This is a genomic window from Thermococcus onnurineus NA1, assembly GCF_000018365.1.
Lineage (GTDB): Archaea > Methanobacteriota_B > Thermococci > Thermococcales > Thermococcaceae > Thermococcus > Thermococcus onnurineus.
This window is the reverse complement of sequence record NC_011529.1, coordinates 1,002,818-1,027,533: the sequence shown is the minus strand read 5'-3', so window position 1 is coordinate 1,027,533 and position 24,716 is coordinate 1,002,818. Positions and strand designations below refer to the sequence as shown.

Here is a 24,716-nt window from a genome sequence, read left to right as displayed (position 1 = left end):
TCAGAAATCTTTTACGGTGCATTCTCAGCGCATGGCTGGACAATATATCCAACATCAAGTTTGACCTTTCGTTATGTAAAAGCTTTTTATAGTCGCTCGCCCAAATATGGGCAGGTGATAGGCATGACTTTCGATAAGGAGAAACTCAAAGCCATTAAGCAGGCTGAGGAGGAATGGGAGGAGAAAGTTGTCAAGCCTCTCATAGCGAAGAGGCCGGAAAGAAAGGAAAAGTTCATGACGGATGATGGCTTTGAGATAAAGCGCGTTTACACCCCCGCCGATCTCGGAGAGGACTGGGACTACCTTGAGAAGCTTGGCTTCCCTGGGCAGTATCCGTTCACGAGGGGCGTTTACGGAACCATGTACCGCGGCCGTTTCTGGACGATGAGGCAGTACGCAGGTTTTGGAACGGCGGAGGAGAGCAACAAGCGCTACAAGTATCTCCTCGGCCAGGGACAGACGGGTTTGAGCGTCGCCTTTGATCTGCCCACTCAGATAGGATATGACTCCGACCACCCGATGAGCGAGGGTGAGGTCGGAAAGGTCGGTGTTGCCATCGATTCTCTCTGGGATATGCGCATACTCTTCGATGGAATCCCGCTCGATAAGGTCTCAACATCGATGACCATCAACTCGACCGCTGCCAACCTTCTTGCCATGTACATCCTCGTTGCCGAGGAGCAGGGCGTTAAGCCCGAACAGCTCCGCGGAACCGTCCAGAACGACATCCTCAAGGAGTACATCGCTCGCGGTACCTATATCTTCCCGCCTCAACCGAGCATGAGGCTCACCACCGATATCATCATGTACTGCGCTGAGCACGTGCCGAAGTGGAACCCGATTTCGATAAGCGGCTACCACATAAGGGAGGCTGGAGCGAACGCCGTCCAGGAGGTCGCCTTCACCCTCGCCGACGGTATTGAGTATGTTAAGGCTGTCATTGAGCGTGGAATGGACGTTGATAAGTTCGCCGGAAGGCTGAGCTTCTTCTTCAACGCCCACAACAACTTCCTCGAGGAGATAGCCAAATTCAGAGCTGCCAGAAGGCTCTGGGCCTACATAATGAAGGAGTGGTTCAACGCCAAGAACCCGAAGTCGATGCTCCTGCGCTTCCATACCCAGACGGCAGGTTCAACCTTAACCGCCCAGCAGCCCGAGAACAACATTGTTAGAGTTGCGATTCAGGCCCTGGCAGCGGTTCTTGGTGGAACTCAGTCCCTGCACACCAACTCCTACGATGAAGCTCTGAGCCTTCCGACGGAGAAGAGCGTTAGGATAGCCCTCAGAACCCAGCAGATTATCGCCTACGAGAGCGGCGTTGTTGATACGATAGACCCGCTCGGCGGAGCCTACTACATCGAATGGCTCACCGACCACATCTACGAGGAGGCCCTCAAGTACATCGAGAAGATTCAGAAGATGGGCGGCATGATGAGGGCCATCGAGAGGGGCTACATCCAGAAGGAGATAGCAGAGAGCGCCTACAAGTTCCAGAAGGAGGTCGAGGAGAAAAAGCGCATCATCGTCGGTGTCAACGAGTTCATCGTCGACGAGCCGCTTGATGTCGAGATACTCAAGGTCGACCCGAGCATCAGGGAGAAGCAAATCGAGAGGCTCAAGAAGCTCAGGAGTGAGAGGGATAACAAGAAGGTCGAGGAGGCCCTCGATAAGCTCAGGAACGCCGCCGAGAAGGAAGACGAGAACCTCATTCCCTACATTATCGAGGCCCACAGGCACCTCGCGACCCTTGGAGAGGTCACTGACGTCCTCCGTGAGGTCTGGGGCGAGTACAGAGCGCCGCTGATATTCTGATTTTCGTCTTTCCTTTTTCTCATCCTTCCCTTTAGAAAACCTTAAAACCCCACGAAAAAGCTTAAAAAAGGATAGGTCAAGCAACGTTAGACATCACGATAACCTCGGGAGGGATTGTGAATGGCGAGAAACAAGCCGCTTGCAAAGAAGCTCAGACTTGCCAAGGCTGCGAAGCAGAACAGGCGTGTTCCGGTCTGGGTCATCGTTAAGACCAACAGGAAGGTCATGACACACCCGAAGAGAAGGATGTGGAGAAGGACCAAGCTTAAGGAGTGAGGTGATATAGATGCCGATTAAGCCGGGAGACGAGGTTATATTCACCGTTCCGATTAGGAAGGTTAAGAAGAGGGTTCCACGCTGGAAGAGAGCCCCTAGAGCGGCTCGCTTCGTCCGCGAGTGGATAGCGAGGCACGCCAAGGCCGAGGAGGTCATCATCGACCCGGCCGTCAACGAGAAGCTCTGGGAGAGGGGAACTGAGAAGCCGCCCAACAAGCTCCGCGTTAAGGTCAAGGTCGAGGAGCAGGACGGCAAGAGGGTTGCTTACGTCAACCTTGCCGACTGAATTCCTTTCCTTTTAATTCCCACGAGGTGACGAGATGCACATCGAAAAGCTCGATTTTGAGAATTCGCCGTACCTCGGTGTTTACGGTACCGCTACGGATAGGGTAGCCCTTATCAGAGAGGGCCTCGGAGAGAAGAAGCTCGAGGTTCTCCGCGAGGTTCTCAAGGTTCCGCTCATCGAGACGAGCATAATGAAATCCAGGATAGTTGGCGTATTCGCCGCCGGCAATTCCAACGCGATAGTCGTACCCTGGTACATCTGGGACGCCGAGCTCGAGCACATCCAGAACGAACTCAATGAACTCGACATCGATATGAGGATAGAGCCTTTCCAGAGCACGCTTACAGCCTTCGGCAACCTGATCCTTGCCAACGATAAAGCAGCACTCATAAGCGTCAAGTTCACCCGCGAGGAAGCAAAGAAGCTCGAGGACATACTCGGCGTTGAGGTCGAGAGGGGAATGATAGGCGACTATCACGCGGTTGGCAGTGTGGGTGTTGTCACCAACAGGGGCGGCCTCGTTCACCCAGAGGCCACCGATGAGGAGCTTGAGTGGCTCCGCGACCTTTTCAAGGTTGATATATACGTCGGAACCGCCAATATGGGCGTTCCCTTCGTCGGCTCGTGCATGCTGGCGAACTCTCACGGTGTCGTTGTCGGACACCTCACCACTGGACCCGAGATTGTGAAGATTGAAGAGGCGTTAGGATTCCTTGACTGAGGAGGTGTGAGGAATGGAGGTTAAGGTCTTCCGCGTTAAGGGCGTCTTTGAGAGGCTCGGAAAGAAGCAGCCGTTCACCAAGGAATACAGGGCTCTCAAGCAGGAGCACGTCAAGGAGCTCGTTTACTCTGAGATAGGTAGCAAGCACAGGGTTCCGAGAACCAAGATATGGATCGAGAGCATCGAAGAGATAAAGCCGGAAGAGGCTGAAGACCCCATCGTCAGGAAGCTCAGCCTCGAGCTCTGATTTCTTTTCTACTTCTCCCTCCAGCCGAGAACCCTTGACTGGTAGTGCCTTTTTGGAAATATCTCCAGGGGGTCGATCCCCTTCTCGCGGAGCATATGTCTCAGCTCCACCTCGTAGTCCGCCTTCTGAAGTTCTTCGCTCTCCCTGATTTCAACGACAAACAGCCCCTCCGTAAGCTCTCTTATCGTCTTGTAGCCGAGACCGAGGAGCGGTCTTATGTATGCGACGCCAAACCTGTCCTCCAGCGAGCGGGCCTTTGGGAGGTCGAGGAACGGAACTCTATCGTCTCTCCTTGTACCGTCGCTCACTCTCTCGACTTCAGGCATGGAGGCTATAGCTTCCAGAGCTTTTTCGTGGATGAATTGGATGGCATTGTTGGGATGACCATCCTTAATTGCCATCTCCGCCGCTTTCTCAAGCACTCCCCTCGGCAGATAAAGAACCTCATGCTCGAAGCCGAGGGTTTGGGCGGCTTCCCTTGCGTATCTCCAGTTGTCGAGCAGGCCGAAACTCACCGTTACAAGTCTCACCTCGTAGCCGAGTCTCGTTAGAATCCATGCAGCTAAGCTAGAATCCTTCCCGCCGGAGTAGAGGTGGTAGACTTTCATTGTTTCACCTCATGCTTCCCACTATGAGGGGAGATTTAAAGGTCTTGGGGTTTAATTAGGGACGTACAAACTTTGATGAATCTCTACCGAGCAACTTTGCGAAGGCGAAGTTTGCTAGGCAACCTTTAAAAGCCAAACTTTTATAAAGCCTTCAGCCTACGGCGAGAGGCCTTAGAGGTGAGAGAGATGGAGAAACGCTTACCCGGAAAAGTGAGGCGAGCCATTCGTGCTAAATATTACGACATCGAGCCAAGAGCCTGGATAGGCAAGAGAGGGCTCGATGAGAGCGTTATAAGTGAGATTAACACCCAGCTCGAGAAGGACGGCATACTCAAGGTCGAGATCAGGAAGGGTGCTCTCATCAGCACGGGCATGGAAAGAAGGGAGCTGGCAGAGAAGGTGGCCGAGCTCACCGACAGCGAACTCATCGAAGTCAGGGGCAAAAGGTTTATATTGTTCAAGCCGAGAGAGGGGTGGGAAAAGTATTTAAGGAAGCTCCAGAGAAAGGAGCTTTCGAAGGAAAGGCGGGAAGAGAAGCCCGTTAAGAAAGTCAAGCTCGACATCGCTCAATTCAGGAGGAAATTCAAGAAGGGGAGGGATTGAAGGATGGCTACGGTTTATGACGTTCCCGGTGATTTGCTCGTCGAGAGGGTTGCCCAGAAGCTCAAGGAGATAGAGGCCATAAAGCCGCCCGAGTGGGCCCCGTTCGTCAAGACCGGCAGGCACAAGGAGCGCCTTCCGGAGCAGGAGGACTGGTGGTACTACAGGGTTGCCAGCATCTTCAGGAAGATCTACATTGACGGGCCGGTCGGAATTGAGAGGCTCAGGACCTGGTACGGTGGAAGGAAGAACCGCGGCCACGCCCCGGAGCACTTCTACAAGGCCGGTGGAAGCATTATCAGGAAGGCCCTCCAGCAGCTTGAGGCTGCCGGCTTTGTCCAGAAGGTTCCCGGCGAAGGAAGAATCGTCACCCCACAGGGGCAGAGCTTCCTCGACAAGATTGCCACCGAGCTCAAGAAGGAGCTTGAGGAGCAGATTCCGGAGCTCAAGAAGTACTGAGCTCGCCTCTTCTACTTTCCTTCCAATCGAGAACCTTTTTAACCTTGCTGTACAGTTTGAACTGGAGGTGAGGAAAAATGGCCGAGGACATAGAGGAGATCAGAAAGAAGAAGCTCCTCGAGCTGCAGAAGAGATACCTCGAGCAGCAGAAGGCCCAGGAAGAAGCCATAAGGCAGGAGATGGAGCTTGAGGCCCAGCTCAATGCCATAATGAGGCACATACTTACCCCTGAGGCGAGGGAGAGACTCGGGCGCGTTAAGCTTGTCAGGCCCGAGCTGGCCCGCCAAGTGGAGCTCGTCCTCGTTCAGCTGTATCAGGCTGGACAGATACGCGAGCCGATAGACGATGCTAAGCTGAAGAAGATTCTTGCCCAAATCGACGCGAGGACTAGACGGGACTTCAGGATTAAGTGGTGAGTCCGGAAGGTGACTCCATGGACGCCAAGGAGATAGTTAAAATACTCGACGAAAAGGGAGAGGTTAGTCTCGAGACCTGGAAGGCTGTCTCCGTTAAGAAGAACAAAGATGGAACGGTCGATATTCTGTACAAGAACCTTCACGTCGGAACCGACGATGATCCCGTCTTCCTCTGGATTTACGCCAACATAGTTGAGGAGGACTGGGAAGTTAGGGTTCTTGAGAGGATCACATTTAAACGTGAAGACCTCGCCTGGATTCTTAGGTATGTGGCGAAGAAAAAGGGCGAAGGTTTATAAGGGCTTTATAAAATAGCCGGCCGGTTGGGGGTGTTGGAGTGAGCAAGCGTAGGGTCTGCCCGGTATGTGGCTCAACGGAGTTCATCTACGACCCGGGTAGGGGAGAGGTAGTCTGTAAGGTTTGCGGTTATGTTATAGAGGAGAACGTCATAGATATGGGTCCGGAATGGCGCGCTTTTGACGCTTCTCAAAGAGAGAAGAGGGCCCGCGTTGGTGCCCCCGAGAGCATTCTCCTTCACGATAAGGGTCTCTCAACTGATATAGGCATCGACAGGAACCTTTCTGGATTGATGCGCGAGAAGATGTACCGTCTGAGGAAGTGGCAATCCCGTCTGAGGGTTAGCGATGCCGCCGAGCGTAACTTGGCATTCGCCCTGAGCGAGCTTGACAGGATAGCGAGCCAGCTCAAGCTTCCGAGACACGTTGAAGAAGAGGCTGCTCGTCTCTACCGTGAGGCCGTCAGGAAGGGTCTCATAAGGGGCCGCTCCATTGAGAGCGTCATAGCGGCATGTGTTTACGCTGCGTGCAGGCTCCTCAAAGTTCCGAGGACGCTCGACGAGATAGCGGACATATCGCGCGTCGACAAGAAGGAGATAGGCAGGAGCTTCCGCTTCATCGCGAGGAACCTCAACCTTACGCCAAAGAAGCTCTTCGTAAAGCCAACGGACTACGTCAACAAGTTTGCCGATGAGCTCGGCCTGAGCGAGAAGGTCCGGAGAAGGGCCATTGCGATTCTCGAGGAGGCCTACGAGAAAGGCCTCACGAGCGGAAAGAGCCCGGCCGGCCTTGTTGCGGCGGCCCTGTATATAGCGGGCCTGCTTGAGGACGAGAAGAGGACGCAGCGTGAGGTTGCAGAGGTTGCGCGCGTCACAGAGGTAACGGTAAGGAACAGATACAAAGAGCTGGTGGAGAAGCTGAACCTCAAGATTCCGGTTTGAAGGAAAGAGAGACTACCTCCGCCCAAACCAGCTCTCGAGCGTCGACTGCTTTCCTGCCTTTACGGCTTTCTTCAGCCTTTCAAGGCCATTCTTCACTCTCTCCTCGCTGAAGTCGTGCTCATCACAGAGGAACTTTATAATGCCCTCTTCATCGGGCTCACGCCATTTGAGTTCGTAGTCATCTGTGACCGGCGGGTTGAGGAAGAACTCCTTTATCGCGTAGAGGTCAACCTCACTCTCCTTCTGATACTTTTTGAGCGGGTCTTTGGTGCGCTTGACTATCGTTAGAGCCTTCTTCGGGCCGATTCCCTTAATTCCGCCTGGGTTGTAGTCTGTACCGACCAAAATCGCCATCTCAATGAGCTTCTCCCTATCGATGCTGAGCTCTTTGAGAACCTCCTCCAGAACTATCAGCTCGGGCTTGACTTCGACGTAAACGTTCTTCCCCGGGAGCTTTCTCCTTCCCGTTATCGTGAGGTTCCTCACGAGCTTGGGCGCGCCGAAGAGCAGGGAATCGTAGTCCTGGCTCGCGGAGGCGTAGACCTTCTTCTTCGCAGCCATGTATGCAGCTTGAGCCTCGCCCTCGCTTGGAGCCTGAATAACGGGGATGCCCATCAGCTCGAGGAGCGTTTTGGCGTCGTTTATGAGCCCCTCGTTGACGCGGGTTGCGCGCATCGCGTACTTCTTGGCCTCCTCAAGGTCGCCTCTCTCCAGGGCCTCGTACCACTTTTCCTCAGCTTCCTCCCTCGCCTCGCGCCTCTTTTCGAGCTCTCTCTTCTTGAAGTCCGGCGGTTTGCCGTCGAAGATATAGGCTGGCTTTATGCCTGCTTCCATGAGGTTTATTGTGCGGTAGAAGAGTCCGCTTAGATGGGAGGTTATCCTCCCCTGGGAATCCATCAGAGGGGTTCCGTCCCTCTGGCGGATAGTAGAGAGGAACTGGTAGATGGCGTTGAAGGCATCTATTGCAACCCTCCTCCCGTAAAGGTTCTCCAGTTCAATTTCCTTCCTCGGGATGAGCTCTCCAATCTGTACCCCCATCAGTCCTCACCCACCTTGAGGTAGAGGTATCCTAACACAAAAAGCAGAATCGCTATTGACAGCAATTTAAACGCGTCCATGTTTTCAAAATCTGAAGCCACTATGAGCTTCTGGATGAGCGCCACTATGCCAACTTCGAGGATGTGGGTCAGGCTCACACGGTGTTGCCTTAAATATATTATGAGTATGCGGTACGTTTCTATCAGGATGATTGTAACGAGGACATTGGCTATAAGGAGCTTTGGTTCAGTTACACCGTATGTTAGCTTGAAGTTCAGGTAGATGGAGTACACTGTAAGATATAGTATGAAAAACAGAAATGCCATTACCACAAAGTCAAAGCTTATCTCAAGGGTTTTCCTAAACAGCCTGTGTACCTGTGTATATTGGGCTGTTTTTTCGTTCTCAATCTTCGTCATCTTCATCAGCCTACCGTAGGCTCATCACCGTTCAGGTGAGGGGAAGGATCATCATCACTCAGAAGTCTATGTGGCAGATTTTAAATGCTTTATTCTAAAAAGGTTGGAAACCTAGGGTTTCTTTGACGGATGACGATTCAGTTATCGTCAAAACGAGAAGAGAAAAGTTATAACCCATTTTACAGACGTGAAATTGTAAATATCATCAGGGGTGATGAAGATGAGTTTAGAGGCACTTTTTAGGCCAAAAAGCATCGCCGTCATCGGAGCTTCAGAGAAGCCAGGTAAGATAGGCTACGCAGTTATGAAAAACCTCGTCGAATACGGCTATGAGGGCAAGATCTACCCTGTTAATGTCAAGGGTGTCGAGATTGAGATCAACGGCAGGAAGTTCAAGTCATACAAGAGCATCCTTGATGTTCCCGATGACGTCGATATGGCTGTTGTAGTTGTCCCGGCCAGGTTCGTCCCGCAGGTCGTCGAGGAGTGTGGCAAGAAGGGCGTTAAAGTTCTCCCCATCATAAGCTCTGGCTTCGGTGAGCTTGGCGAGGAGGGCAAGAAGATTGAGAGACAGCTCGTGGAGACCGCCAACAAGTACGGCATGAGAATCCTTGGCCCGAACATCTTCGGCGTTGTCTACACTCCAGCCAAGATGAACGCCACTTTCGGCCCAACCGATGTCATGCCGGGTAACCTTGCCCTCATCAGCCAGAGCGGTGCCCTTGGAATTGCCCTCATGGGCTGGACCATCCTCGAGAAGGTCGGCCTTTCAGCCGTCGTCAGTGTTGGAAACAAGAGCGACATCGACGACGCCGACCTGCTTGAATTCTTCAAGACCGACGACAACACCAAGGCCATCCTTATCTACATGGAGGGTGTCAAGGACGGAAGGCGCTTTATGGAGGTTGCCAAGGAAGTCAGCATGGAGAAGCCGATTATCATTATCAAGGCCGGAAGGAGTGAGCGTGGAGCCAAGGCCGCAGCTTCCCACACTGGTTCGCTCGCCGGTGCTGACAAGATATACGAGGCCGCCTTCAAGCAGAGCGGCGTTCTGAGGGCCTTAACCATCGGCGAGGCCTTTGACTGGGCGAGAACGCTGAGCAACCTGCCAGAGCCAGAGGGCGAGAACCTCGTCATACTCACCAACGGCGGTGGAATTGGAGTTATGGCCACCGACGCCGCTGAGGAAGAGGGTCTGCACCTCTACGATAACCTGGAAGACCTGAAAGTCTTCGCCAACCACATGCCGCCCTTCGGAAGCTACAAGAACCCGGTTGACCTCACAGGTATGGCCGGCGCGGAGGCCTACGAGGGTGCCATAAGGGACGCCCTGGCGAACCCGAACATGCACAGCATCGCTGTGCTCTACTGCCAGACGGCCGTGCTTGACCCGAGGGATCTCGCCAAGATAGTCATCCGCGAGTACAACGAGAGCGGCAGGAAGAAGCCACTCGTCGTTGCCATCGTCGGCGGCATAGAGGCCAAGGAAGCCATCGACATGCTCAACGAGGAGGGCATTCCAGCCTATCCGGAGCCGGAGAGGGCGATAAAGGCTCTTGCTGCCCTCTACCGCTGGAGCCGCTGGAAGAAGAGGCAAGGAGAGTGAACTCCTTCAGCATCCTTTTCTTAATTCTTCCCTCGCTGCAATTGCGCTCCTGTTTTGAGACATGCTTTAATACCTCCACGCCCAACTTTCTTGAGGGATGTCCATGCTCATCGCCCTAATCTCAGACATCCACTCCAACTGGGAGGCCCTTCAGGCTGTGTGGGATTACATCAAAGACGCCGACGTAATCCTCTGCATGGGAGATCTTGTCGGTTATGGCGCTTCCCCCAACGAGGTTGTTGACTTCATCAGGCGGGAGATGGAAAAGAGGAAGCTCCTCTGCGTCCGTGGAAACCATGATAATGCTATCGCTTTCGGCGCCGAGTGGGGCTTCAACCCCTACGCGAGACAAGCCGTCAGGTGGCACCAGCACGTTATGACCGTTGAGAACCTTGAGTTTCTAAGAAAATTGCCTGTAAGGCAGATTTTCACCGACGAGGTCGGTAGAAGCTACCTCCTAATTCACGGCTCGCCGAGGGCACCGCTGGATGAGTACCTATCCCCTTGGCTCCCCGATAGCGAGTTTAGGGCCGTTCTGAACTACGTTAAGCAAGATGACCTGCTCGTCGGCCACACCCACGTGCCGATGCTGAAGGTCATCGAAGGGCGGAGAGTAATAAACCCTGGTGGTGTTGGGCAGCCGCGCGACGGTGACTGGCGGGCAAGCTACGCGCTAATAGACACAGAAAAAGAGCCTCCAGAAAACGTTGAATTCCACCGCGTTGAATACGACGTCCAGGAAGCGGCGAGAAAGATACTGAAGGCCGGCCTTCCTAGGTTTCTGGCGGAAAGGCTCTACGATGGATATTAAAAGGAAGAGGAGTCACTCCCCGGGTTCTTCCTGGGGCTCGGTCTTCTTTGTGGGACCTATCCTCCTGAGCTTGGACTTGACGGCGAGCTTGCCCGAGTCTATAATGATAACCTCTCCAATGCTCTTAACGGCGCTTATCGGGATAAGCAGAAGACCCTCGTGATCGGTAACGAATTCGCTCGTGTCGAGATCCTCATCGGGCTCGGCTACGATAACGAGAATATCGCCGGTTTCCTCATCGAAGCTGAGGTCGTAAACCCAGCCGAGCCTTATTCCGGTGTCGGTTATCAGCTCGACATCCCTAAGCTTGGAAGCCATTATCTTGACCATTTTCGCCACCTCTCGGTTTAATCGTGTAAGATCTTGGGCACCAACGTATAAAACTTTTTCCAAAATGGTAAAGAAAATTAGAAGGTGTAGTAGTCCGGCCCCCTGCTAGTCTTCTCGGCTTTGGACTTTCTGTTCTCTTCGAAGTTCTTGTAGTACTCTATCATGTATGGCGTTATGCTCGGCCTGACCTTCTTGAGGGCCTCCTCAAAGTCCTTCTTTGAAACTCTCAGCTGCTCGAGGAACTCCTCACTCTCTTCCTCGATGAGCTCCGTCGGGAGCTTTGATATAGCCCTGCGCATCGCTATCAGTGCCGCTTCCCTCACGAGGGCCTCCAGGTCGGCACCGCTGTAGCCTTCCGTCTTCTTCGCGAGTTCCCGGAGGTTGACATCCTTAGCAAGTGGAACGCGTCTCGTGTGCACTTTGAGTATTTCCAGTCTGGCCTTTTCGTCTGGCGCTGGTACGAGTATCAGCCTGTCGAACCTTCCTGGCCTAAGCAGGGCTGGATCTATGATGTCTGGCCTGTTGGTCGCAGCAATGACAACCACACCGCTGTTCTTTTCTATTCCGTCCATCTCAGTCAGGAGCTGGTTGATGAGCCTGTCAGTGACGCGGTTCATGTCACTGCCCCTTGCCGGTGCTATGGCGTCTATCTCGTCGATGAATATCACCGTCGGGGCAGCCTGCCTGGCCTTGCGGAATATCTCCCTTATGCGCTTCTCGCTCTCGCCAACCCACTTGGAGAGAACCTCTGGCCCGCGTATGCCTATGAAGTTGGCTTCGCTCTCCGTGGCCACTGCCTTGGCTAATAGCGTCTTACCGGTTCCCGGCGGACCGTAGAGAAGAACTCCCCTCGGCGGGTCTATACCAAGTCTCTGGAAGGCCTTTGGGTACTTAAGCGGCCACTCGACAGCCTCCCTGAGCTCCTGCTTGACCTCATCAAGACCTCCAATGTCCTCCCAGTGGACGTTTGGCATCTCGATGAGGACTTCCCTCAGTGCCGAGGGATCGACCATCTTCAGAGCCTCGTAGAAGTCCGCCTTCTTAACGCGGAGCTCCTGGAGAACTTCAGGAGGGATCCTCTCCTGCTCAGGGCTTATCTTGCCCTCGTTGATGAGCCTCCTGAGGACGACCATCGCGGCTTCCCTTGCGAGGGCAGCTAAGTCGGCACCGACGAAGCCGTGCGTCTTCTCGGCTATTTCCTCAAGCATTCTGTCTATGAGCCTCGTCCTGACCTCTGGATAGATTTCGCTCTCGCTCTTCAGCACCTTCTTGATTTCTTCCTCGCTCTTTGCCTCCTCAACCCTCTCGATGAGTCTCTTTAGCCGCTCCTCGTCGAAGGTCTCCTTCCTCAGGAGCTCCCTTAGAACCTTGAGGACAGTAACTTTGTCGTAGTCCGGCTCGAGGGGCATTCCTCTGGTGTGTATCTGGAGTATTTCTTTCCTGCCCTTCTTGTCGGGCACACCGACCTCTATCTCCCTGTCAAAGCGTCCCGGTCTTCTGAGGGCGGGGTCGAGAGCATCAGGCCTGTTGGTGGCCGCTATAACTATGACCTTGCCCCTGCTCTTGAGGCCGTCCATCAAAGTCAGCAGCTGGCTGACGACACGCTTCTCAACCTCCCCGACGACTTCTTCACGCTTGGGGGCTATTGCATCTATCTCGTCTATGAATATGATTGATGGCGCGTTTTCCTCGGCATCCTTGAATATCTCCCTCAAGCGCTCTTCACTCTCACCGTAGAACTTACTCATTATCTCCGGCCCGTTGATAGCTATGAAATGGGCGTTTGCCTCATTGGCGACGGCCTTAGCAAGGAGCGTTTTTCCAGTACCCGGCGGACCGTAGAGTAGAACACCCTTTGGCGGCTCAATTCCAAGGCGCTCGAAGAGTTCGGGATGCTTGAGCGGAAGCTCCACCATCTCACGTATCTTCTGAATCGCGTCGCTCAGACCGCCGATGTCCTCGTATGTGACCTCTGGAATCGTCTCCTCGCGCACTTCGACCGCCTGCGGGAGAACCTCGACCTCGGTGTTGTAGGTTATCTGGACTATGCCCTTCGGATTCGTGCTGACAACAACGAACTTGAGCTCACCGAAGCCGAGGGGCATGGCCTCGAAAAGGCCCCTTAGGAGCTCGTCGAAAGGCGAGCCGCCATAGTAGCTGGCCTCACTCCTACCGCTTGCAACTATAAGGTCTCCCTTAACGACGGGCCTTCCGAGGAGGTTCTGCTTGACCATGTCTCCAGGTATCTGGATGAACACACCTTTCTGCGCTGGTGCGAGGACGACCTTTTTTGCCTCCTTTACCTCCGCCCTTGCGACCGTGACGTAGTCACCTATGCTAACCCCTGCGTTTCTCCTTATGTAGCCATCCATCCTTATGATGTCGAGGTTCCTGTCGTCCGGGTGGGGATTCGCCACTATTGCAGCAGTCGAGCGCTCTCCTATCAGCTCAACTATGTCGCCTGGCTCAACCCCAAGCTGGCGCTGGTACTTTCTGTCGAACCTCACTATCCCCCTCCCCACGTCCCTCTTGAGCGCCTCGGCAACGCGAAGCTTTATCTTTTCATACCTCTCCTCATCCTTACCGAAAATCATCTTGACCTCCTCCTCTGTTTTTCTATAGCCTCTTCCAATGTCAGATTACCAATGGCGACCTCGCGGGCGAGCTTCGAGGAGATCGTGATGTTCCCGCTCAGCTCACGGCTCCTCCTCTTTATGTCTTCTATCTCCCTCTTGGTTGGCTCCCTTACTTCAATGAGTTCTCCTATCGGCACTTCCCTGCCCTCGCGCAGGCCGATGTTTATGGCAGCGACTATGTCCTGCACCTGCGAGACGTCTATGCCCCCAACCTTTGGAGTAGTCCGCGACTCGTTCACGACGATGACGGGATAATCGTAGCCGAGCAAGTCAGCGAGAGCTTTGAGCATGAGTATCCTCTGCCGCTTCGCCCCGTGTCCAATTTTGATTTTAGCGGACGGGTATTTCTCAAGCAGTTCAAGGATTATCTCCACGTCGCGCGGGTTCTTGAGGTGGTGAACCTCTATCACGCGGTTGTCGGCAATGACGCTCAGGCCGGGTCTCTCGCCCGGGTCTATGGCAATGTAAACTCTCTTAAACCTCTCCCTTCCCTCAAGCTTCGCGAGGAGCTCGTCTATGAAGCTTTCGTTCCTCACAATTATCTTGACAGGAAAGTCTATTTTACCATAATCCCTCTCACTCGTCAGGACAACCTCCACATCGAACGGGATCTTATCCCCCACGCGGATGCTGTGGAAGGCTATCCTGTATTCCTTCAGCACCTTTGTTGCCAGATAGTAAACACGGGCATCGCTCGTTACGATGGCTACCCTCATAGTTATTAGTAAATCTTCCCAATTAAAAACCTTTCTAACCGTTCCAATCCACAATTTTGGCCACGAAAGGCTCCAAATCCGCAGAAAAAAGTTTATAAGCCATTATCGGCAAGTAGGGATGGGGATTGGGATGCAGCCTCCAAAGAAAAAGAAGAAGGTCGAGGAGTTTGAGGAAGAGGAGTTCCTCGAGGAAGAGGAGTGGGAGCTCGAGGAGGACGAGTGGGAGGAAGAGGACTGGGAAGAATGGGGAGATGAAGAGTGGGACGAGGAAGATGAATGGTGAGTTAAACGTTTCCTTTTACGCAACTCATTTATACGCCTGATCTTATCTTTTCTCGGTGATAGAATGGCGTTCCTGAAGGTGGTTCCGCTCGAAGAAGCTCTCAAGGTTATAGACTCATTTCCGCTGAAGCCGGAGATCGAGGAAGTTTCCCTTGAAAAAGCTCTCGGCAGGGTTCTCGCTGAGGACGTAGTCTCTCCAATAGATGTCCCACCATTTGACAGGGCAACCGTCGATGGCTACGCCGTTAGGGCTGAGGACACGTTCATGGCGAGCGAGAGCGAACCGGTGAGGCTGAAGGTTATTGGCGAGATAAACGCTGGTGACACGCCAACGATAGAACTCAAGCCTGGTGAGAGCGTCTACATATCCACAGGCGCACCGTTGCCGAAGGGCGCAGATGCAGTGATACAGTTCGAGGATGTGGACAGGGAAGGCGATGAGGTTGTTATCTACAAGCCGGCCTATCCAAGCTTGGGTGTCATGAAGCGTGGAGCGGACATTCCGAAGGGTAGGTCTCTCCTTGAGAAAGGTACGAGGCTAGGCTTCAAGGAGACGGCACTACTTTCGGCGGTCGGCTTCTCGAAGGTCAGAGTCTTCAGAAAGCCAAAGGTTGCTGTGATAAGCACCGGCAACGAGGTCATTCTTCCAGGAACGGAGCTTAAATACGGTCAGATATACGACATCAACGGAAGGGCCATCGCTGACGCTGTAAGGGAGCTTGGCGGCGAGGCCATCTTCCTGGGAATAGCAAGGGATGACCGTGAAAGCCTGAGGGAACTGATACTAAGGGGTGTCGAGTGCTGTGATATTGTTCTCCTGAGCGGTGGTGCGAGCGGGGGAATAAGGGATCTCACCAGCTCGATAATCGAGGAGCTCGGCGAGGTGAAAATCCACGGCATAGCCATACAGCCCGGCAAACCGACAATAATAGGCCTCATTAACGGAAAGCCCATCTTTGGCCTTCCTGGCTATCCCACGAGCTGTTTAACGAACTTCACCCTTCTCGTCGCCCCGCTCCTCAGGAAGCTCCTTGGCAGGGAGAATGAGGTCAGGAAGGTCAAGAAGAGGCTTGCCCACAAGGTCTTTTCGGTCAAGGGCAGGAGGCAGTTCCTTCCCGTCAGAATCGAGGGCGAAAAAGCGGTTCCAATACTCAAGGGCAGCGGAGCTGTTACGAGCTTCATCGATGCTGATGGCTTCATAGAGGTGTCGGAGAACGTGGAGATACTCGAGGCGGGAGAGGAGGTTGAAGTAACCTTCTTCGGTTGACTCTTTTTGCCGAAATGTCAAGGCGATTATCAAATTATTTTTAAACTCCAGCACCGTTCATCTCCCAGGTGAAATGCTATGCTGGACATAAAGCTCATCCGTGAAAACCCTGATCTAGTTAAGGGCGATCTCATAAAGCGCGGGGAAATTGAGAAGATAAAATGGATCGACGAAATCCTCGAACTCGACAAAAAGTGGCGCGAGAACCTACGGAAGATCAACCAGCTCAGGAAGGAGCGCAACCAGCTCGCTGTGCAGATAGGAAAGCGCAAGAAGGCTGGTGAGCCGATAGACGATCTCCTTGCAAAGAGCAACGAGATTGTGAAGCAGATTGAGACCCTTGAGAAGGAAGTTGAGGAGCTGAGGGCAAAGATCGACTACTATCTCTGGCGCCTGCCGAACATCACCCACGAGAGCGTTCCGATCGGCAAAGATGACAGCGAGAATGTGCCGATAAGGTTCTGGGGCAAAGCGAAGGTCTGGGAGGGGTTCCTTGAGACGTTTAAGGAGCAGAGCCTTGGGAAGATGGACTATGAGGTTATTGACTGGAGGCCAAGGCTCCACGTCGACATGCTCGAGATTCTTCGCGGAGCTGACATCGAGAGGGCCGCAAAGGTTAGCGGTTCAAGGTTTTACTACCTCCTCAACGAACTGGTCATCCTCGATCTCGCCCTCATAAGGTTTGCCCTGGATAAACTCATCGAGAAGGGTTTTATTCCCGTCATACCGCCCTACATGGTGCGCCGCTACGTTGAAGAGGGTGTCACCAGCTTCGGTGACTTTGAAGACGTTATCTACAAGGTCGAGGGGGAGGATCTCTACCTTATTCCAACGGCCGAGCACCCGCTCGCTGGGATGCACGCCAACGAGATACTTGAAGGAAAGGACCTCCCGCTCCTCTACGTTGGTATTAGCCCCTGTTTCAGGAAGGAAGCTGGAACCGCTGGAAAGGACACCAAGGGTATCTTTAGAGTCCACCAGTTCCACAAGGTCGAGCAGTTCGTCTATTCGAGACCAGAGGAGAGCTGGGAGTGGCACGAAAAATTAATACAGAACGCCGAGGAGATCTTCCAGGAGCTTGAAATCCCCTACCGCGTCGTCAACATCTGTACCGGAGACCTCGGCTACGTTGCGGCCAAAAAGTACGACATAGAGGCATGGATGGCTGGACAGGGCAAGTTCAGGGAGGTCGTTTCGGCGAGCAACTGTACGGAGTGGCAGGCGAGAAGGCTCAACATCCGCTACCGCGACAAGACTCACGAGAAGCCCAAGTTCGTCCACACGCTCAACTCGACGGCGATAGCAACCTCGAGGGCTATCGTTGCTATCCTCGAAAACCACCAGACTGAGGAGGGCGTCGTCAAGCTTCCAAAGGTCCTCTGGAAGTACACCGGATTCAAGGAGATTCTCCCGGCGCATATGAAGGAGAAGTGCTGCCAGGGGCTTGAGTGATTTCTTTTAAATTCCCCCGGCCTCCCTTACCTTTCTCCTGACGTTCGGGTCGCGGTCCGCTATGAGCTTCAGCGCTTCCTCGAAGGTCATCCAATCGGGCACCTCTTCGTTGAGGTAAGTGCCTGTCCTTCCTATCGCGTCCCTTCTCGTCAGAACGTGAATGCGCTCGGTTACGATGTCGATGCTAACTCCGAGGATTTTTGCTACTTCGCTCTCCCTTCCGACGACCTCGCGCTCGATGTGACCTCTCTCGGTTGGGACTATAAGAATGAGCTTCTTGTTTACTCCAGGAACCCTCTGCTTGGTCTTCACATCCCAGAGGTCTATCGCGCCACCCCACTTATAGAACTCCAGCTCCCTCTCTGTCGGTTCTATGAGGGGGAATGTTACCGTAGTTTCTTCATCTATCTCGATGACGCCCTTAATGAGATGCCACGGCGTTGCCATAACGATCTTTCTCCTGCTTACTATGCCCTCAAGGGCGAGCTCTATTAAATAGCTCGGCACCTTGTAGGGAATGAAGATGTCAATGTCGCTGTCTCGTCTAACATCCCCCCTAGCCACGCTACCGTAGAGCTGCGGGTCGAACTGCTCCAGACGTTCCATTATTTTCAGAGCTTTCTCCCGCTTCTCCCAAAGGTAGCGCCAGCGCTTTGGTGGATAAACCACTTCCCTTTCGTCCCAAATCTTAACTACTTTTTCCCTCGGCATCGAACTAGGCTCGACCGGAACGTTTAAAGGCCTACCGATAGCGTTTTATATAGTCGAAACCACTTTGGGGTGGTGAAAAAAATGCCAGTGCTTGGATTCAACATAACCAAGGTCGAGATGGAGAAGAAGGCCATTGGCGTTCCCGGTGGCCAGATTGAGGTCAGGCTCTCGCCGAAGATTAAGGAAATGCGCCTCGGTGAGATACGCACTCCGACCGGAAAGATGAACGGTATTGAGGTTCTCTTCAGGTATGAGATTGACTACAACCCCAAGGTCGCTCAGGGTGTAATCGAGGGAATTATTCTGTACGTTCCGCCTCAGAAGGACAAGATGGACGAGATACTCAACCTGTGGGAAGATGAAAAGAAGATGGATCCAGTAACCTTTGCCGAGATTGTGAACTTCATAACCAAGGAAGTCTCCCCTATGATAATGCTCCTCGCGAAGGAAATGCGCCTGCCCTACCACATACCGCTTCCAAGGGTAGAGGTCAAGTCCTGACCTTTCTTTTCTTAATGATATATTCCTTCTGCCTCGTAGAGCATGTTTGCGACCTCTTTGAGCTCATCCTTTCTAAGGAGTACTTTTTCGGCCAGCTCGAGGGCTTTCGGATAGTTCTTCTTATTGGTGTAGTACTCGATGGTATCGATGTCCTCCAGGAGATCTTCATCTCCCTTTGACGCTGCGAACTGTTTGAGGATAGCCAAGCGGACATTAGCCCTGAACTTCATATCACTTCTGGTTTCAAGGGCGCTCTTGTATGTTTCCATGGCCTCCTTGATTTTGCCAATTCCTATCAGAGCTTCAGCCATCTCCACAAGCTTTTCGGCAGCCATGTCATCGTTGCCGTTGGCGCGATGAGAGCTTACTATCTGATAGAGCATCCTGACGGTGTTTATTCCTATCAGCTTGGCCCTGTTGAAGTTCCTAGCCAGCAAATATGCGTACTGTGCCTTGACGAGACAGCTAGTGGTTCTATCAAGGTCACCGTTGGAATAGGCCAGCTTGCTGGCTTTCTCAAAGTTCTTGGCTGCTGTGTCCATCATCTCAATGAAGTGTATATCGTAGCCAAATATCGACCTGATGAAGCTGGCGAGGCGGTAGAAAGCCTCTGCAGCACCCTTTAAGTCTCCTTTTTCAAGCTTCTCCTCTGCTACCTGCCCATAGAGGGTTATCAGTATCTCCGCGATCCTCTTGTAGGACTCAATGCTGTCGATTATCTTGTAGTACCTGTAGGCGGATTCGTAGGCTCGGATAGCCATGGTGATATCGTCATTGTCCCGGTACGAGTTGCCGAGATCCTCATATATCGCTGCGAACTCTTCGGCGTATTTCATCAGGTTTCTTTCATCGTTTAGCGTCAGAAAGACCTCGAGAACATTGGAGCAGTAATCATCGAGGGTGTCTAGATTAACTCCTGGTCGGGTTATCTCCTTTTCGATAAGGTCAATGTAGAGATAGGCGCTCTTCAAAAGGAATGGGCGAGACTTCTCAATCAATTTAGTTCTCTCAAGCAGAATATATCCCAGGTATTTGTAAAGTCTCGCGGCGTCCCCCTTTTTCCCCTCCTCTTCGTAGCCCTTTGCAGCACGAAGAACAAATTTAAGTCCCTCTTTAATCTTTCCCTCGTTGATTCTCTTGAAAGCTAGCTGTTCCAGTTCTTCTGGCCCTTCTAGTCCCATGTTGGCTGCCAAATTTCTCACCCCACATGATTCAAGTCAGGGTCCCATTGGCTAAATTTAAGAGTCTCAATATTTAAGCGTTGTCTATGCCCATACTATTCTGTACCCTGCTGCCTTTCTCAGTCTGTTCATCACAGCAAAGCCCAAACCTCTCTCTTCGATTCCTTCGGCAATTATGATGTCAACTCTCCTCTTGTCGAGCTCCCTTAAAGCTTTGAACAAATTCCTGGCAACCTCCTCCTCGCTCGTTCCAAGATGGAAGAACTCATCTGCATCGTATTGTTCTGTGGCCATAACTCCAACCCGCAGTCCTTTTTTCCGGTACTCCTTAACGAGCTCTTCTATCTTTTTCCTGACGTTCTCTCTGGGTCCTTCAACGACAATAACCTGCGCATTCGGCGAGTAGTGCTTGTACTTCATTCCCGGAGAGCGGGCAACATCGACGAGCTTACCTCTGACCGCAGGGTGTATCTCCACTTCTCCAATGACCTTTTCGATCTCCTCGAGCGGCAAACCACCGGGCCTCAGGAGGGTTGGTTTCTCACCACTGAGGTCGACGACGGTGGATTCCACGCCTATTTTTGTCTCGCCTCCGTCGATTATGCACTCGATTTTTCCGTAGAAATCATCTATGACGTGCTCGGCTAGGGTTGGACTTGGCTTTCCGCTTATATTGGCTGATGGGGCCGCTATTGGCGTGCTGGCCCTTATGAGTGCGAGGGCTATCGGGTGGGCGGGCATTCTAACCGCCACGGTGTCTAGGCCGCCGGTAGTGACCGTTGGTACCTCCTCCTTTTTGGGGAGAACCACTGTTAGGGGGCCTGGCCAGAACTTTTCGGCCAGGAGTCTTGCCTCGTCAGGTATTTCTCTTGCGAGCTTTTTGAGGTCATCGAAGTCTGCAATGTGGACTATCAACGGGTTGTCCGCTGGCCTTCCCTTGGCCTCGAATATTCTCCTTGCGGCTTCCTCGTTTAGCGCATCCGCACCGAGACCGTAAACAGTCTCCGTTGGGAAGGCGACGAGCTTGCCCTCGAGTATGAACTTCGCGGCAATCTTTATCTTCCTACCATCCATACCGTCTCGCATATTGATTACTACCGTCATCTTCTCACCCAACGTTCACCGAGAAAAGGCCGTTAAAAACGTTGCCCAATGACATCGAGGTAAACCTTTTCAACCTCCCTTGCCACGGCCCCCCAGGAGTAGAGGCTGGCTATCCTTCTTCCGGTCTTTCCGATCTTTATGTTGGCCTTTGGTTCGAGTATTGACTCAACGGCCTTTACCAGATCCTCGAAGCTTTTGAACGTCAGCCCGTTTTTACCTTCCCTTATTAGCTCGGGAATAGCGCTTACCCTTCTCCCAACAGTCGGAACACCAAGGCTGTTGGCTTCAAGGATTACAAGGCCGAAGCCTTCCCTCTTTGAGGGCAGTACAAGAAGGAGGCTTTCTGAGAGAATTCTATCCACATCGCGGCGGTAACCCAAAAACCTGACGTTCTCCGGCGCTTCCGTCTCGAGTTTCCATCTGAGGGGGCCATCGCCCACTACGAGAAACTCCCTGTCAGGAAAAACCCGGGCTAGCTCGATAAACGTTTCCGGGCTCTTGTAATCTCTCAAGGCTCCAATAAACGTGATGTAGCGCCTTTGCCCCTGTTTCTCCGAGAGAGACTTGACGCCGTTGGGGATAACCTTAACCTTGCCCGCTCCCAGGGAGATCGCCTTCTTTGCGAGCCAGTGGCTGACGGTTATTATAGCGTTTGCCGTCGCAAGCGTTCTTTTGACGTAAAATCTTCCAAGGGTAAGCTTCGCGGTGTGTTCTAAATCGCTTCCGTGGGCTGTAACAACAAGAGGCAGATCAATTCTCTCCCTGGCCAGAACGCCGGCGTAGCTCGTTGTTCCCACAAAGTGAGCGTGCACCAAATCAAAACTGAACTCGCGATGGAGTCGGACTATCTCCTTTGCCCCAAGAAGGGCAAAGCTCGTCCCCCTGATGCCGTAGACCGGTGGAACCTTAACCTGATGGACGAATTCTTTCTCGTTATCTCTCGGTTTAATTGGGCCGTAGGTAAGGACATGCACCTCGTGGCGCTTTCTAAGTTCCCTCACGAGGTTATCGAGGTGGTTTGCAACGCCACCACCGTGGGGAGGGTAGTGTCCTACCATTAGAATCCTCATTTTGACCGGGAAAAATGGAGAAGAGACGTTAAAAAGCCTTATGGTCTTCCCCTGTCCCGGCCTGCAGGTATTCCTGGAATCGGCCTCTTCACCGTCAGCTGGGCTATCCCGTTCTTTATCTGTGGAATCAGGTCATTGAGGAGTGCTGAGTAGTCCCCTCTATCCAAGGCTTTCCCTGCCTGAACCAGTAAAGCCTCGAGGTTGCTAACGTCGTAGCCCTTTTTCTTGAGGACTTCCACCATTACCCGCAGCCGGAACAGCTCCCTGGCCATCTGAAGCTTGGCAGAGCCCTGATAGATGGTGTTCATCTCCCTGTATGCGCGGGAGATAACGAAGTCTGCGTTGAAGTTGGCCCTAATTGCCAGTTCGTAGGCCCTGACGTAATCCCCCTCATTGTATGCCTCCCACGCGAGGATCATCAGCTTCTTGGCATCGTCGAGCTTTTTCCTAGCATCTGGGATTTCAAGACCATCCAAGAGCGTCTCGGCGCGATGAGTCTTGTTCTGTACATCAACTAGAACTTGGTATGTCCTTGTAGTGAAAGGCATTAACATGCTCTCGGAGGAGAAATAATTTGTCCCGAAGCGCTTCTTAAGCCAGAGGTCGATTGTTTCCTCGTTAATAGGAAAAAGGGGGGTTCTGCTGAACGAATTCGCGTAGGTGGCCATGTATCTGACCTCTGTAATCCTGTTGAACTCGTTCAGGACATTCAGCGTGGTCTGGATTTTTCCTTCATCTGTGAGGACTAGAATTGGGATGCCTGCAAACTCATTTGGGAGTGATTCCCTCATGCTCTGTATGGCAAGAACGTCGCGCCCGTTGACGATGACCACGGAAGTTATTTGGCTAAACGCCTCAGGAAACTCCTCCTTGAGCATCTTTATAACTGCTAGGTTTGTCTCGTACCTCGTCTCTCCGTACCAGCGCTCGTAGGGTATCCCAAACTCCCCGAAGTCCTGAGTGTATTCCTCTGGTACGGCGACGGATCCGCCGATGATTATTACCTTGTCTGGGTTTATCGTCAGTATCTCTGCACTCGCAGCCGGGTCATAGGTTCCCCATGGGCTAACAACTACCTGGGCACCCAGGATTTTTGCCACATTCTCCGCTATTGCCCTATCAGCCTCGTTGTCGCTCACAAGGATTACGAGCTTTATATTTGCCCCTGCGACATGTACCGTCATGGTGGGGCTTATGATGAATAGGATTCCAATGAGCAATGCGAGGCCTTTTCGTAGTATCACGGCTTTTCACCTGGTTTTGGTTTCGAAAGAGCCATATTTAAGCGTTTTTCACGAAACCGTTTGTCCGTGTTTGTGAGAGGACGGATGAGAAAGTTAAAAAAGCTCCCCCATGTCCTAGAAGATTAAAGGACGTTTAACAACGTTTATCCGCGTTTAAATGCCTCATTAAAGGCTCTTTGGGCGTACTCTCTGAGGGTCATTCCTTCGCTCTTGGCGAGCTTCTTGAGGAGCTTCTGAGCACCGCTGCCATACTGAGCGGCCTTTTTGTCCCTCTCAGCTATCCACTTCGGAAGACCAAGCTCCACGGCAACTTCCCTGAGGATCGCTTTTCTGATGCCCTTCCTTATCTTGGCCTCGGGGGGCGTGTTGAAGGCTGTTGAAATCACTGCCAGATCAAGGAAGGGAACCCTTCCTTCCACGGAATTCAGCATCGCTATCTTATCGTCCCTGACAAGGTTTTTCTCACCTATTTCAAGCAGATCGCTCTCCATGAGTTCTGGCCTCTCGAGGTATTTTGCGTAACCGCCGAAGAGCTCGTCGGCTCCCTGACCGCTCAGAAGAAGCTTGCAGCCATCTTCACGGGCGAGTTTGGTAGCGAAGTAGAGAGGAATACCTATTGCTAGGTTCATTGGGTTCGATTCCTCTATGGCGAAGGCAACTTTTGGAACGGCCTCCTTGACGTCGTCCAGATCAAAAACATACTCCCTAAGTGGAAGACCAAGCTCTTCGCTGACCTTCCTAGCCCATTCGAGATCCTGACTTCCCTCAGCTCCGGCGGTGTAGAGGACGACATCCGAGTACCTCGATGCAGTCAGAGCTATTAGCGAGCTGTCCAGACCGCCGGAGAAGAGAACCCCCGTCCTCTTTTCGACTCTAACCCGTACGGCATGGGTGAGCGTCCTTATTAGAGAGAGTTTTGCTCTTTCCTCAGAAAAAACCATCCTTTTTAGTTCAAGTATACTGAAGAGCTTTCTCCTTTGAGCCCCTTCACGCGACAGGAGGATCAGCTCTCCCGGCTGAACTGGAATGGCCCGCTCACCAATCGCCCAGAGCACCTTTTTCTCCGAGGCGAAGAAGCCGTTCGGTGAATAGTAGAGAGGCCTCACACCAACGGGGTCGCGGAAGAGGTATATTCTCCTGCCATCACTGAAGGCAACTGCGTAGTCCCCTTCTAGCATGCTCATGGCCTTTTTAACAGCTGTCTCAACATTAAGGCCCTTCTCCAAGAGATATTCGAGAAGCCTTAGGATCACTTCGCTGTCAACGTCGCTCTCGAAGGAGACCCCCCTGTCCTTGAGGTAGTTCCGAATATGGTTGTGATTGTATATCTCACCGTTATGGACAAGCGCCAGATCGTTGTAGAAGGGCTGGGTGTAACCGAAGGAACCGGTCATGGCCAGCCTGCACTGAAGGAGGCCGATTCTTCCGTCGGGAATTTCATCAAGCTTCGAAAAGTCCTCTGATTTGAGCACTCCTTCGTTAGTCCACACACCAAAAGAGTCCTCTCCTCTGTGCTTTCCAGCAAGAATCATCATTGTAAAGTGTTCCTTGAGGTTGGTTCCGATTCCTCCCGCTACAAGACACATGCTCTCACCCAACGGACTTTAAGATACAACGCCAAAAGGCTTCTCTCTTATTCCTTGAAAGAGTTTTTAAAATGTTAGCTGCTGACTGAAAGGATGCTCA

General features: G+C 52.6%; 28 protein-coding genes. 16 read left to right on the top strand and 12 right to left on the bottom strand.

Annotated features, from left to right (window positions below; translation table 11 throughout):
- Positions 1-123: 123 nt before the first annotated feature.
- The 5 genes from TON_RS05665 to rpl18a all read left to right on the top strand — a co-directional run bounded on the left by TON_RS05665 (position 124) and on the right by rpl18a (position 3,342).
- Positions 124-1,812: an acyl-CoA mutase large subunit family protein gene (locus TON_RS05665; protein ID WP_012572070.1), complete on the top strand. Its 1,689-nt coding sequence runs from the start codon at positions 124-126 to the stop codon at positions 1,810-1,812.
- Positions 1,813-1,932: 120 nt separating this feature from the next.
- Positions 1,933-2,088, top strand: coding sequence for a 50S ribosomal protein L39e (locus TON_RS05660; protein ID WP_012572069.1), 156 nt, complete (start codon positions 1,933-1,935; stop codon positions 2,086-2,088).
- Between the two features lie 10 nt (positions 2,089-2,098).
- Complete coding sequence (locus tag TON_RS05655) at positions 2,099-2,374, top strand: 50S ribosomal protein L31e (protein ID WP_012572068.1); 276 nt, start codon at positions 2,099-2,101, stop codon at positions 2,372-2,374.
- Between the two features lie 34 nt (positions 2,375-2,408).
- Positions 2,409-3,095 (top strand): translation initiation factor IF-6, encoded by a 687-nt coding sequence (locus tag TON_RS05650; RefSeq protein WP_012572067.1) that lies wholly within the window; start codon positions 2,409-2,411, stop codon positions 3,093-3,095.
- 13 nt (positions 3,096-3,108) lie between these two features.
- Entirely contained in the window at positions 3,109-3,342 is a 234-nt protein-coding gene (gene rpl18a / locus TON_RS05645; RefSeq protein WP_012572066.1) for a 50S ribosomal protein L18Ae, read from the top strand.
- A gap of 8 nt (positions 3,343-3,350) precedes the next feature.
- Here the strand turns inward: rpl18a and TON_RS05640 are convergent, their stop codons facing one another.
- Positions 3,351-3,950: a DUF7411 family protein gene (locus TON_RS05640; RefSeq protein ID WP_012572065.1), complete on the bottom strand. Its 600-nt coding sequence runs from the start codon at positions 3,948-3,950 to the stop codon at positions 3,351-3,353.
- A gap of 186 nt (positions 3,951-4,136) precedes the next feature.
- Here TON_RS05640 and TON_RS05635 point away from each other — a divergent pair, with 186 nt between their 5' ends.
- The 5 genes from TON_RS05635 (at position 4,137) to TON_RS05615 (ending at position 6,662) form a co-directional block, all read left to right on the top strand.
- Entirely contained in the window at positions 4,137-4,553 is a 417-nt protein-coding gene (locus TON_RS05635) for a YhbY family RNA-binding protein (RefSeq protein WP_012572064.1), read from the top strand.
- A 3-nt stretch (positions 4,554-4,556) separates the two neighbouring features.
- Positions 4,557-5,009 (top strand): 30S ribosomal protein S19e, encoded by a 453-nt coding sequence (locus TON_RS05630; RefSeq protein WP_012572063.1) that lies wholly within the window; start codon positions 4,557-4,559, stop codon positions 5,007-5,009.
- 77 nt (positions 5,010-5,086) lie between these two features.
- Positions 5,087-5,425: a DNA-binding protein gene (locus TON_RS05625; protein ID WP_012572062.1), complete on the top strand. Its 339-nt coding sequence runs from the start codon at positions 5,087-5,089 to the stop codon at positions 5,423-5,425.
- A gap of 17 nt (positions 5,426-5,442) precedes the next feature.
- Positions 5,443-5,724, top strand: coding sequence for a hypothetical protein (locus TON_RS05620; protein ID WP_012572061.1), 282 nt, complete (start codon positions 5,443-5,445; stop codon positions 5,722-5,724).
- Positions 5,725-5,762: 38 nt separating this feature from the next.
- A complete protein-coding gene (locus TON_RS05615) occupies positions 5,763-6,662 on the top strand; it encodes a transcription initiation factor IIB (RefSeq protein WP_012572060.1) in 900 nt (299 codons plus the stop codon).
- A gap of 12 nt (positions 6,663-6,674) precedes the next feature.
- Here the strand turns inward: TON_RS05615 and fen are convergent, their stop codons facing one another.
- Together fen and TON_RS05605 are read right to left on the bottom strand one after the other, a co-directional pair.
- The gene (gene fen / locus TON_RS05610; protein WP_012572059.1) at positions 6,675-7,700 is read right to left on the bottom strand and encodes a flap endonuclease-1; all 1,026 of its coding nucleotides are present in this window, start codon (positions 7,698-7,700) and stop codon (positions 6,675-6,677) included.
- Complete coding sequence (locus tag TON_RS05605) at positions 7,700-8,125, bottom strand: phosphate-starvation-inducible PsiE family protein (protein WP_012572058.1); 426 nt, start codon at positions 8,123-8,125, stop codon at positions 7,700-7,702. The genes fen and TON_RS05605 overlap by 1 nt, the downstream gene beginning before the upstream one ends.
- A gap of 214 nt (positions 8,126-8,339) precedes the next feature.
- Between TON_RS05605 and acs the strand changes: the two genes are divergently transcribed.
- Together acs and TON_RS05595 are read left to right on the top strand one after the other, a co-directional pair.
- The gene (gene acs, locus TON_RS05600; RefSeq protein WP_012572057.1) at positions 8,340-9,725 is read left to right on the top strand and encodes an acetate--CoA ligase alpha subunit; all 1,386 of its coding nucleotides are present in this window, start codon (positions 8,340-8,342) and stop codon (positions 9,723-9,725) included.
- A gap of 103 nt (positions 9,726-9,828) precedes the next feature.
- Positions 9,829-10,536, top strand: a complete 708-nt coding sequence (locus TON_RS05595; RefSeq protein ID WP_012572056.1) for a metallophosphoesterase family protein — start codon at positions 9,829-9,831, stop codon at positions 10,534-10,536.
- Positions 10,537-10,548: 12 nt separating this feature from the next.
- Here the strand turns inward: TON_RS05595 and TON_RS05590 are convergent, their stop codons facing one another.
- From TON_RS05590 to TON_RS05580, 3 genes are all read right to left on the bottom strand, one after another.
- A complete protein-coding gene (locus tag TON_RS05590; protein WP_012572055.1) occupies positions 10,549-10,866 on the bottom strand; it encodes a PRC-barrel domain-containing protein in 318 nt (105 codons plus the stop codon).
- Between the two features lie 77 nt (positions 10,867-10,943).
- A complete protein-coding gene (locus tag TON_RS05585) occupies positions 10,944-13,460 on the bottom strand; it encodes a CDC48 family AAA ATPase (protein ID WP_012572054.1) in 2,517 nt (838 codons plus the stop codon).
- A complete protein-coding gene (locus TON_RS05580; RefSeq protein WP_048055075.1) occupies positions 13,457-14,218 on the bottom strand; it encodes a hypothetical protein in 762 nt (253 codons plus the stop codon). Before TON_RS05580 ends, TON_RS05585 begins: the two co-directional genes overlap by 4 nt.
- A 118-nt stretch (positions 14,219-14,336) precedes the next feature.
- Here TON_RS05580 and TON_RS10450 point away from each other — a divergent pair, with 118 nt between their 5' ends.
- The 3 genes from TON_RS10450 (at position 14,337) to serS (ending at position 17,219) form a co-directional block, all read left to right on the top strand.
- Entirely contained in the window at positions 14,337-14,501 is a 165-nt protein-coding gene (locus TON_RS10450) for a hypothetical protein (protein WP_167711970.1), read from the top strand.
- A gap of 63 nt (positions 14,502-14,564) precedes the next feature.
- Positions 14,565-15,767 (top strand): molybdenum cofactor synthesis domain-containing protein, encoded by a 1,203-nt coding sequence (locus tag TON_RS05575; RefSeq protein ID WP_012572051.1) that lies wholly within the window; start codon positions 14,565-14,567, stop codon positions 15,765-15,767.
- A gap of 78 nt (positions 15,768-15,845) precedes the next feature.
- Positions 15,846-17,219 carry a serine--tRNA ligase gene (gene serS, locus TON_RS05570; RefSeq protein ID WP_012572050.1) on the top strand — a complete coding sequence of 458 codons (1,374 nt, stop codon included), beginning with the start codon at positions 15,846-15,848 and terminating at the stop codon, positions 17,217-17,219.
- Between the two features lie 6 nt (positions 17,220-17,225).
- Here the strand turns inward: serS and TON_RS05565 are convergent, their stop codons facing one another.
- The gene (locus tag TON_RS05565) at positions 17,226-17,930 is read right to left on the bottom strand and encodes a nucleotidyltransferase domain-containing protein (protein ID WP_012572049.1); all 705 of its coding nucleotides are present in this window, start codon (positions 17,928-17,930) and stop codon (positions 17,226-17,228) included.
- 81 nt (positions 17,931-18,011) lie between these two features.
- Between TON_RS05565 and TON_RS05560 the strand changes: the two genes are divergently transcribed.
- Positions 18,012-18,431: a hypothetical protein gene (locus tag TON_RS05560; protein WP_012572048.1), complete on the top strand. Its 420-nt coding sequence runs from the start codon at positions 18,012-18,014 to the stop codon at positions 18,429-18,431.
- An 11-nt stretch (positions 18,432-18,442) separates the two neighbouring features.
- On the opposite strand, the gene TON_RS05555 is transcribed toward TON_RS05560, so the two are convergent.
- From TON_RS05555 to asnB, 5 genes are all read right to left on the bottom strand, one after another.
- Positions 18,443-19,624, bottom strand: a complete 1,182-nt coding sequence (locus TON_RS05555; protein WP_012572047.1) for a hypothetical protein — start codon at positions 19,622-19,624, stop codon at positions 18,443-18,445.
- 72 nt (positions 19,625-19,696) lie between these two features.
- Positions 19,697-20,716 (bottom strand): L-threonylcarbamoyladenylate synthase, encoded by a 1,020-nt coding sequence (locus TON_RS05550; protein ID WP_012572046.1) that lies wholly within the window; start codon positions 20,714-20,716, stop codon positions 19,697-19,699.
- Between the two features lie 32 nt (positions 20,717-20,748).
- Positions 20,749-21,786, bottom strand: a complete 1,038-nt coding sequence (locus TON_RS05545) for a glycosyltransferase family 4 protein (RefSeq protein WP_012572045.1) — start codon at positions 21,784-21,786, stop codon at positions 20,749-20,751.
- Positions 21,787-21,824: 38 nt separating this feature from the next.
- Positions 21,825-23,030, bottom strand: a complete 1,206-nt coding sequence (locus tag TON_RS05540; RefSeq protein ID WP_012572044.1) for a hypothetical protein — start codon at positions 23,028-23,030, stop codon at positions 21,825-21,827.
- 143 nt (positions 23,031-23,173) lie between these two features.
- Positions 23,174-24,616 carry an asparagine synthase (glutamine-hydrolyzing) gene (gene asnB, locus TON_RS05535; RefSeq protein WP_012572043.1) on the bottom strand — a complete coding sequence of 481 codons (1,443 nt, stop codon included), beginning with the start codon at positions 24,614-24,616 and terminating at the stop codon, positions 23,174-23,176.
- Positions 24,617-24,716 lie beyond the last annotated feature (100 nt).

Coding starts and splice junctions, on each gene's coding strand:
- asnB (WP_012572043.1), bottom strand. CDS start 24,616: ATGTGTCTTGTAGCGGGAGGAATCGGAACCAACCTCAAGGAACACTTT.
- TON_RS05650 (WP_012572067.1), top strand. CDS start 2,409: ATGCACATCGAAAAGCTCGATTTTGAGAATTCGCCGTACCTCGGTGTT.
- TON_RS05625 (WP_012572062.1), top strand. CDS start 5,087: ATGGCCGAGGACATAGAGGAGATCAGAAAGAAGAAGCTCCTCGAGCTG.
- TON_RS05595 (WP_012572056.1), top strand. CDS start 9,829: ATGCTCATCGCCCTAATCTCAGACATCCACTCCAACTGGGAGGCCCTT.
- TON_RS05560 (WP_012572048.1), top strand. CDS start 18,012: ATGCCAGTGCTTGGATTCAACATAACCAAGGTCGAGATGGAGAAGAAG.
- TON_RS05590 (WP_012572055.1), bottom strand. CDS start 10,866: ATGGTCAAGATAATGGCTTCCAAGCTTAGGGATGTCGAGCTGATAACC.
- TON_RS05580 (WP_048055075.1), bottom strand. CDS start 14,218: ATGAGGGTAGCCATCGTAACGAGCGATGCCCGTGTTTACTATCTGGCA.
- TON_RS05620 (WP_012572061.1), top strand. CDS start 5,443: ATGGACGCCAAGGAGATAGTTAAAATACTCGACGAAAAGGGAGAGGTT.
- acs (WP_012572057.1), top strand. CDS start 8,340: ATGAGTTTAGAGGCACTTTTTAGGCCAAAAAGCATCGCCGTCATCGGA.
- TON_RS05630 (WP_012572063.1), top strand. CDS start 4,557: ATGGCTACGGTTTATGACGTTCCCGGTGATTTGCTCGTCGAGAGGGTT.
- TON_RS05605 (WP_012572058.1), bottom strand. CDS start 8,125: ATGAAGATGACGAAGATTGAGAACGAAAAAACAGCCCAATATACACAG.
- TON_RS05635 (WP_012572064.1), top strand. CDS start 4,137: ATGGAGAAACGCTTACCCGGAAAAGTGAGGCGAGCCATTCGTGCTAAA.
- TON_RS05655 (WP_012572068.1), top strand. CDS start 2,099: ATGCCGATTAAGCCGGGAGACGAGGTTATATTCACCGTTCCGATTAGG.
- serS (WP_012572050.1), top strand. CDS start 15,846: ATGCTGGACATAAAGCTCATCCGTGAAAACCCTGATCTAGTTAAGGGC.
- TON_RS05585 (WP_012572054.1), bottom strand. CDS start 13,460: ATGATTTTCGGTAAGGATGAGGAGAGGTATGAAAAGATAAAGCTTCGC.
- TON_RS05640 (WP_012572065.1), bottom strand. CDS start 3,950: ATGAAAGTCTACCACCTCTACTCCGGCGGGAAGGATTCTAGCTTAGCT.
- TON_RS05660 (WP_012572069.1), top strand. CDS start 1,933: ATGGCGAGAAACAAGCCGCTTGCAAAGAAGCTCAGACTTGCCAAGGCT.
- TON_RS05545 (WP_012572045.1), bottom strand. CDS start 21,786: ATGAGGATTCTAATGGTAGGACACTACCCTCCCCACGGTGGTGGCGTT.
- TON_RS05665 (WP_012572070.1), top strand. CDS start 124: ATGACTTTCGATAAGGAGAAACTCAAAGCCATTAAGCAGGCTGAGGAG.
- fen (WP_012572059.1), bottom strand. CDS start 7,700: ATGGGGGTACAGATTGGAGAGCTCATCCCGAGGAAGGAAATTGAACTG.
- TON_RS05575 (WP_012572051.1), top strand. CDS start 14,565: ATGGCGTTCCTGAAGGTGGTTCCGCTCGAAGAAGCTCTCAAGGTTATA.
- rpl18a (WP_012572066.1), top strand. CDS start 3,109: ATGGAGGTTAAGGTCTTCCGCGTTAAGGGCGTCTTTGAGAGGCTCGGA.
- TON_RS10450 (WP_167711970.1), top strand. CDS start 14,337: ATGGGGATTGGGATGCAGCCTCCAAAGAAAAAGAAGAAGGTCGAGGAG.
- TON_RS05565 (WP_012572049.1), bottom strand. CDS start 17,930: ATGCCGAGGGAAAAAGTAGTTAAGATTTGGGACGAAAGGGAAGTGGTT.
- TON_RS05550 (WP_012572046.1), bottom strand. CDS start 20,716: ATGACGGTAGTAATCAATATGCGAGACGGTATGGATGGTAGGAAGATA.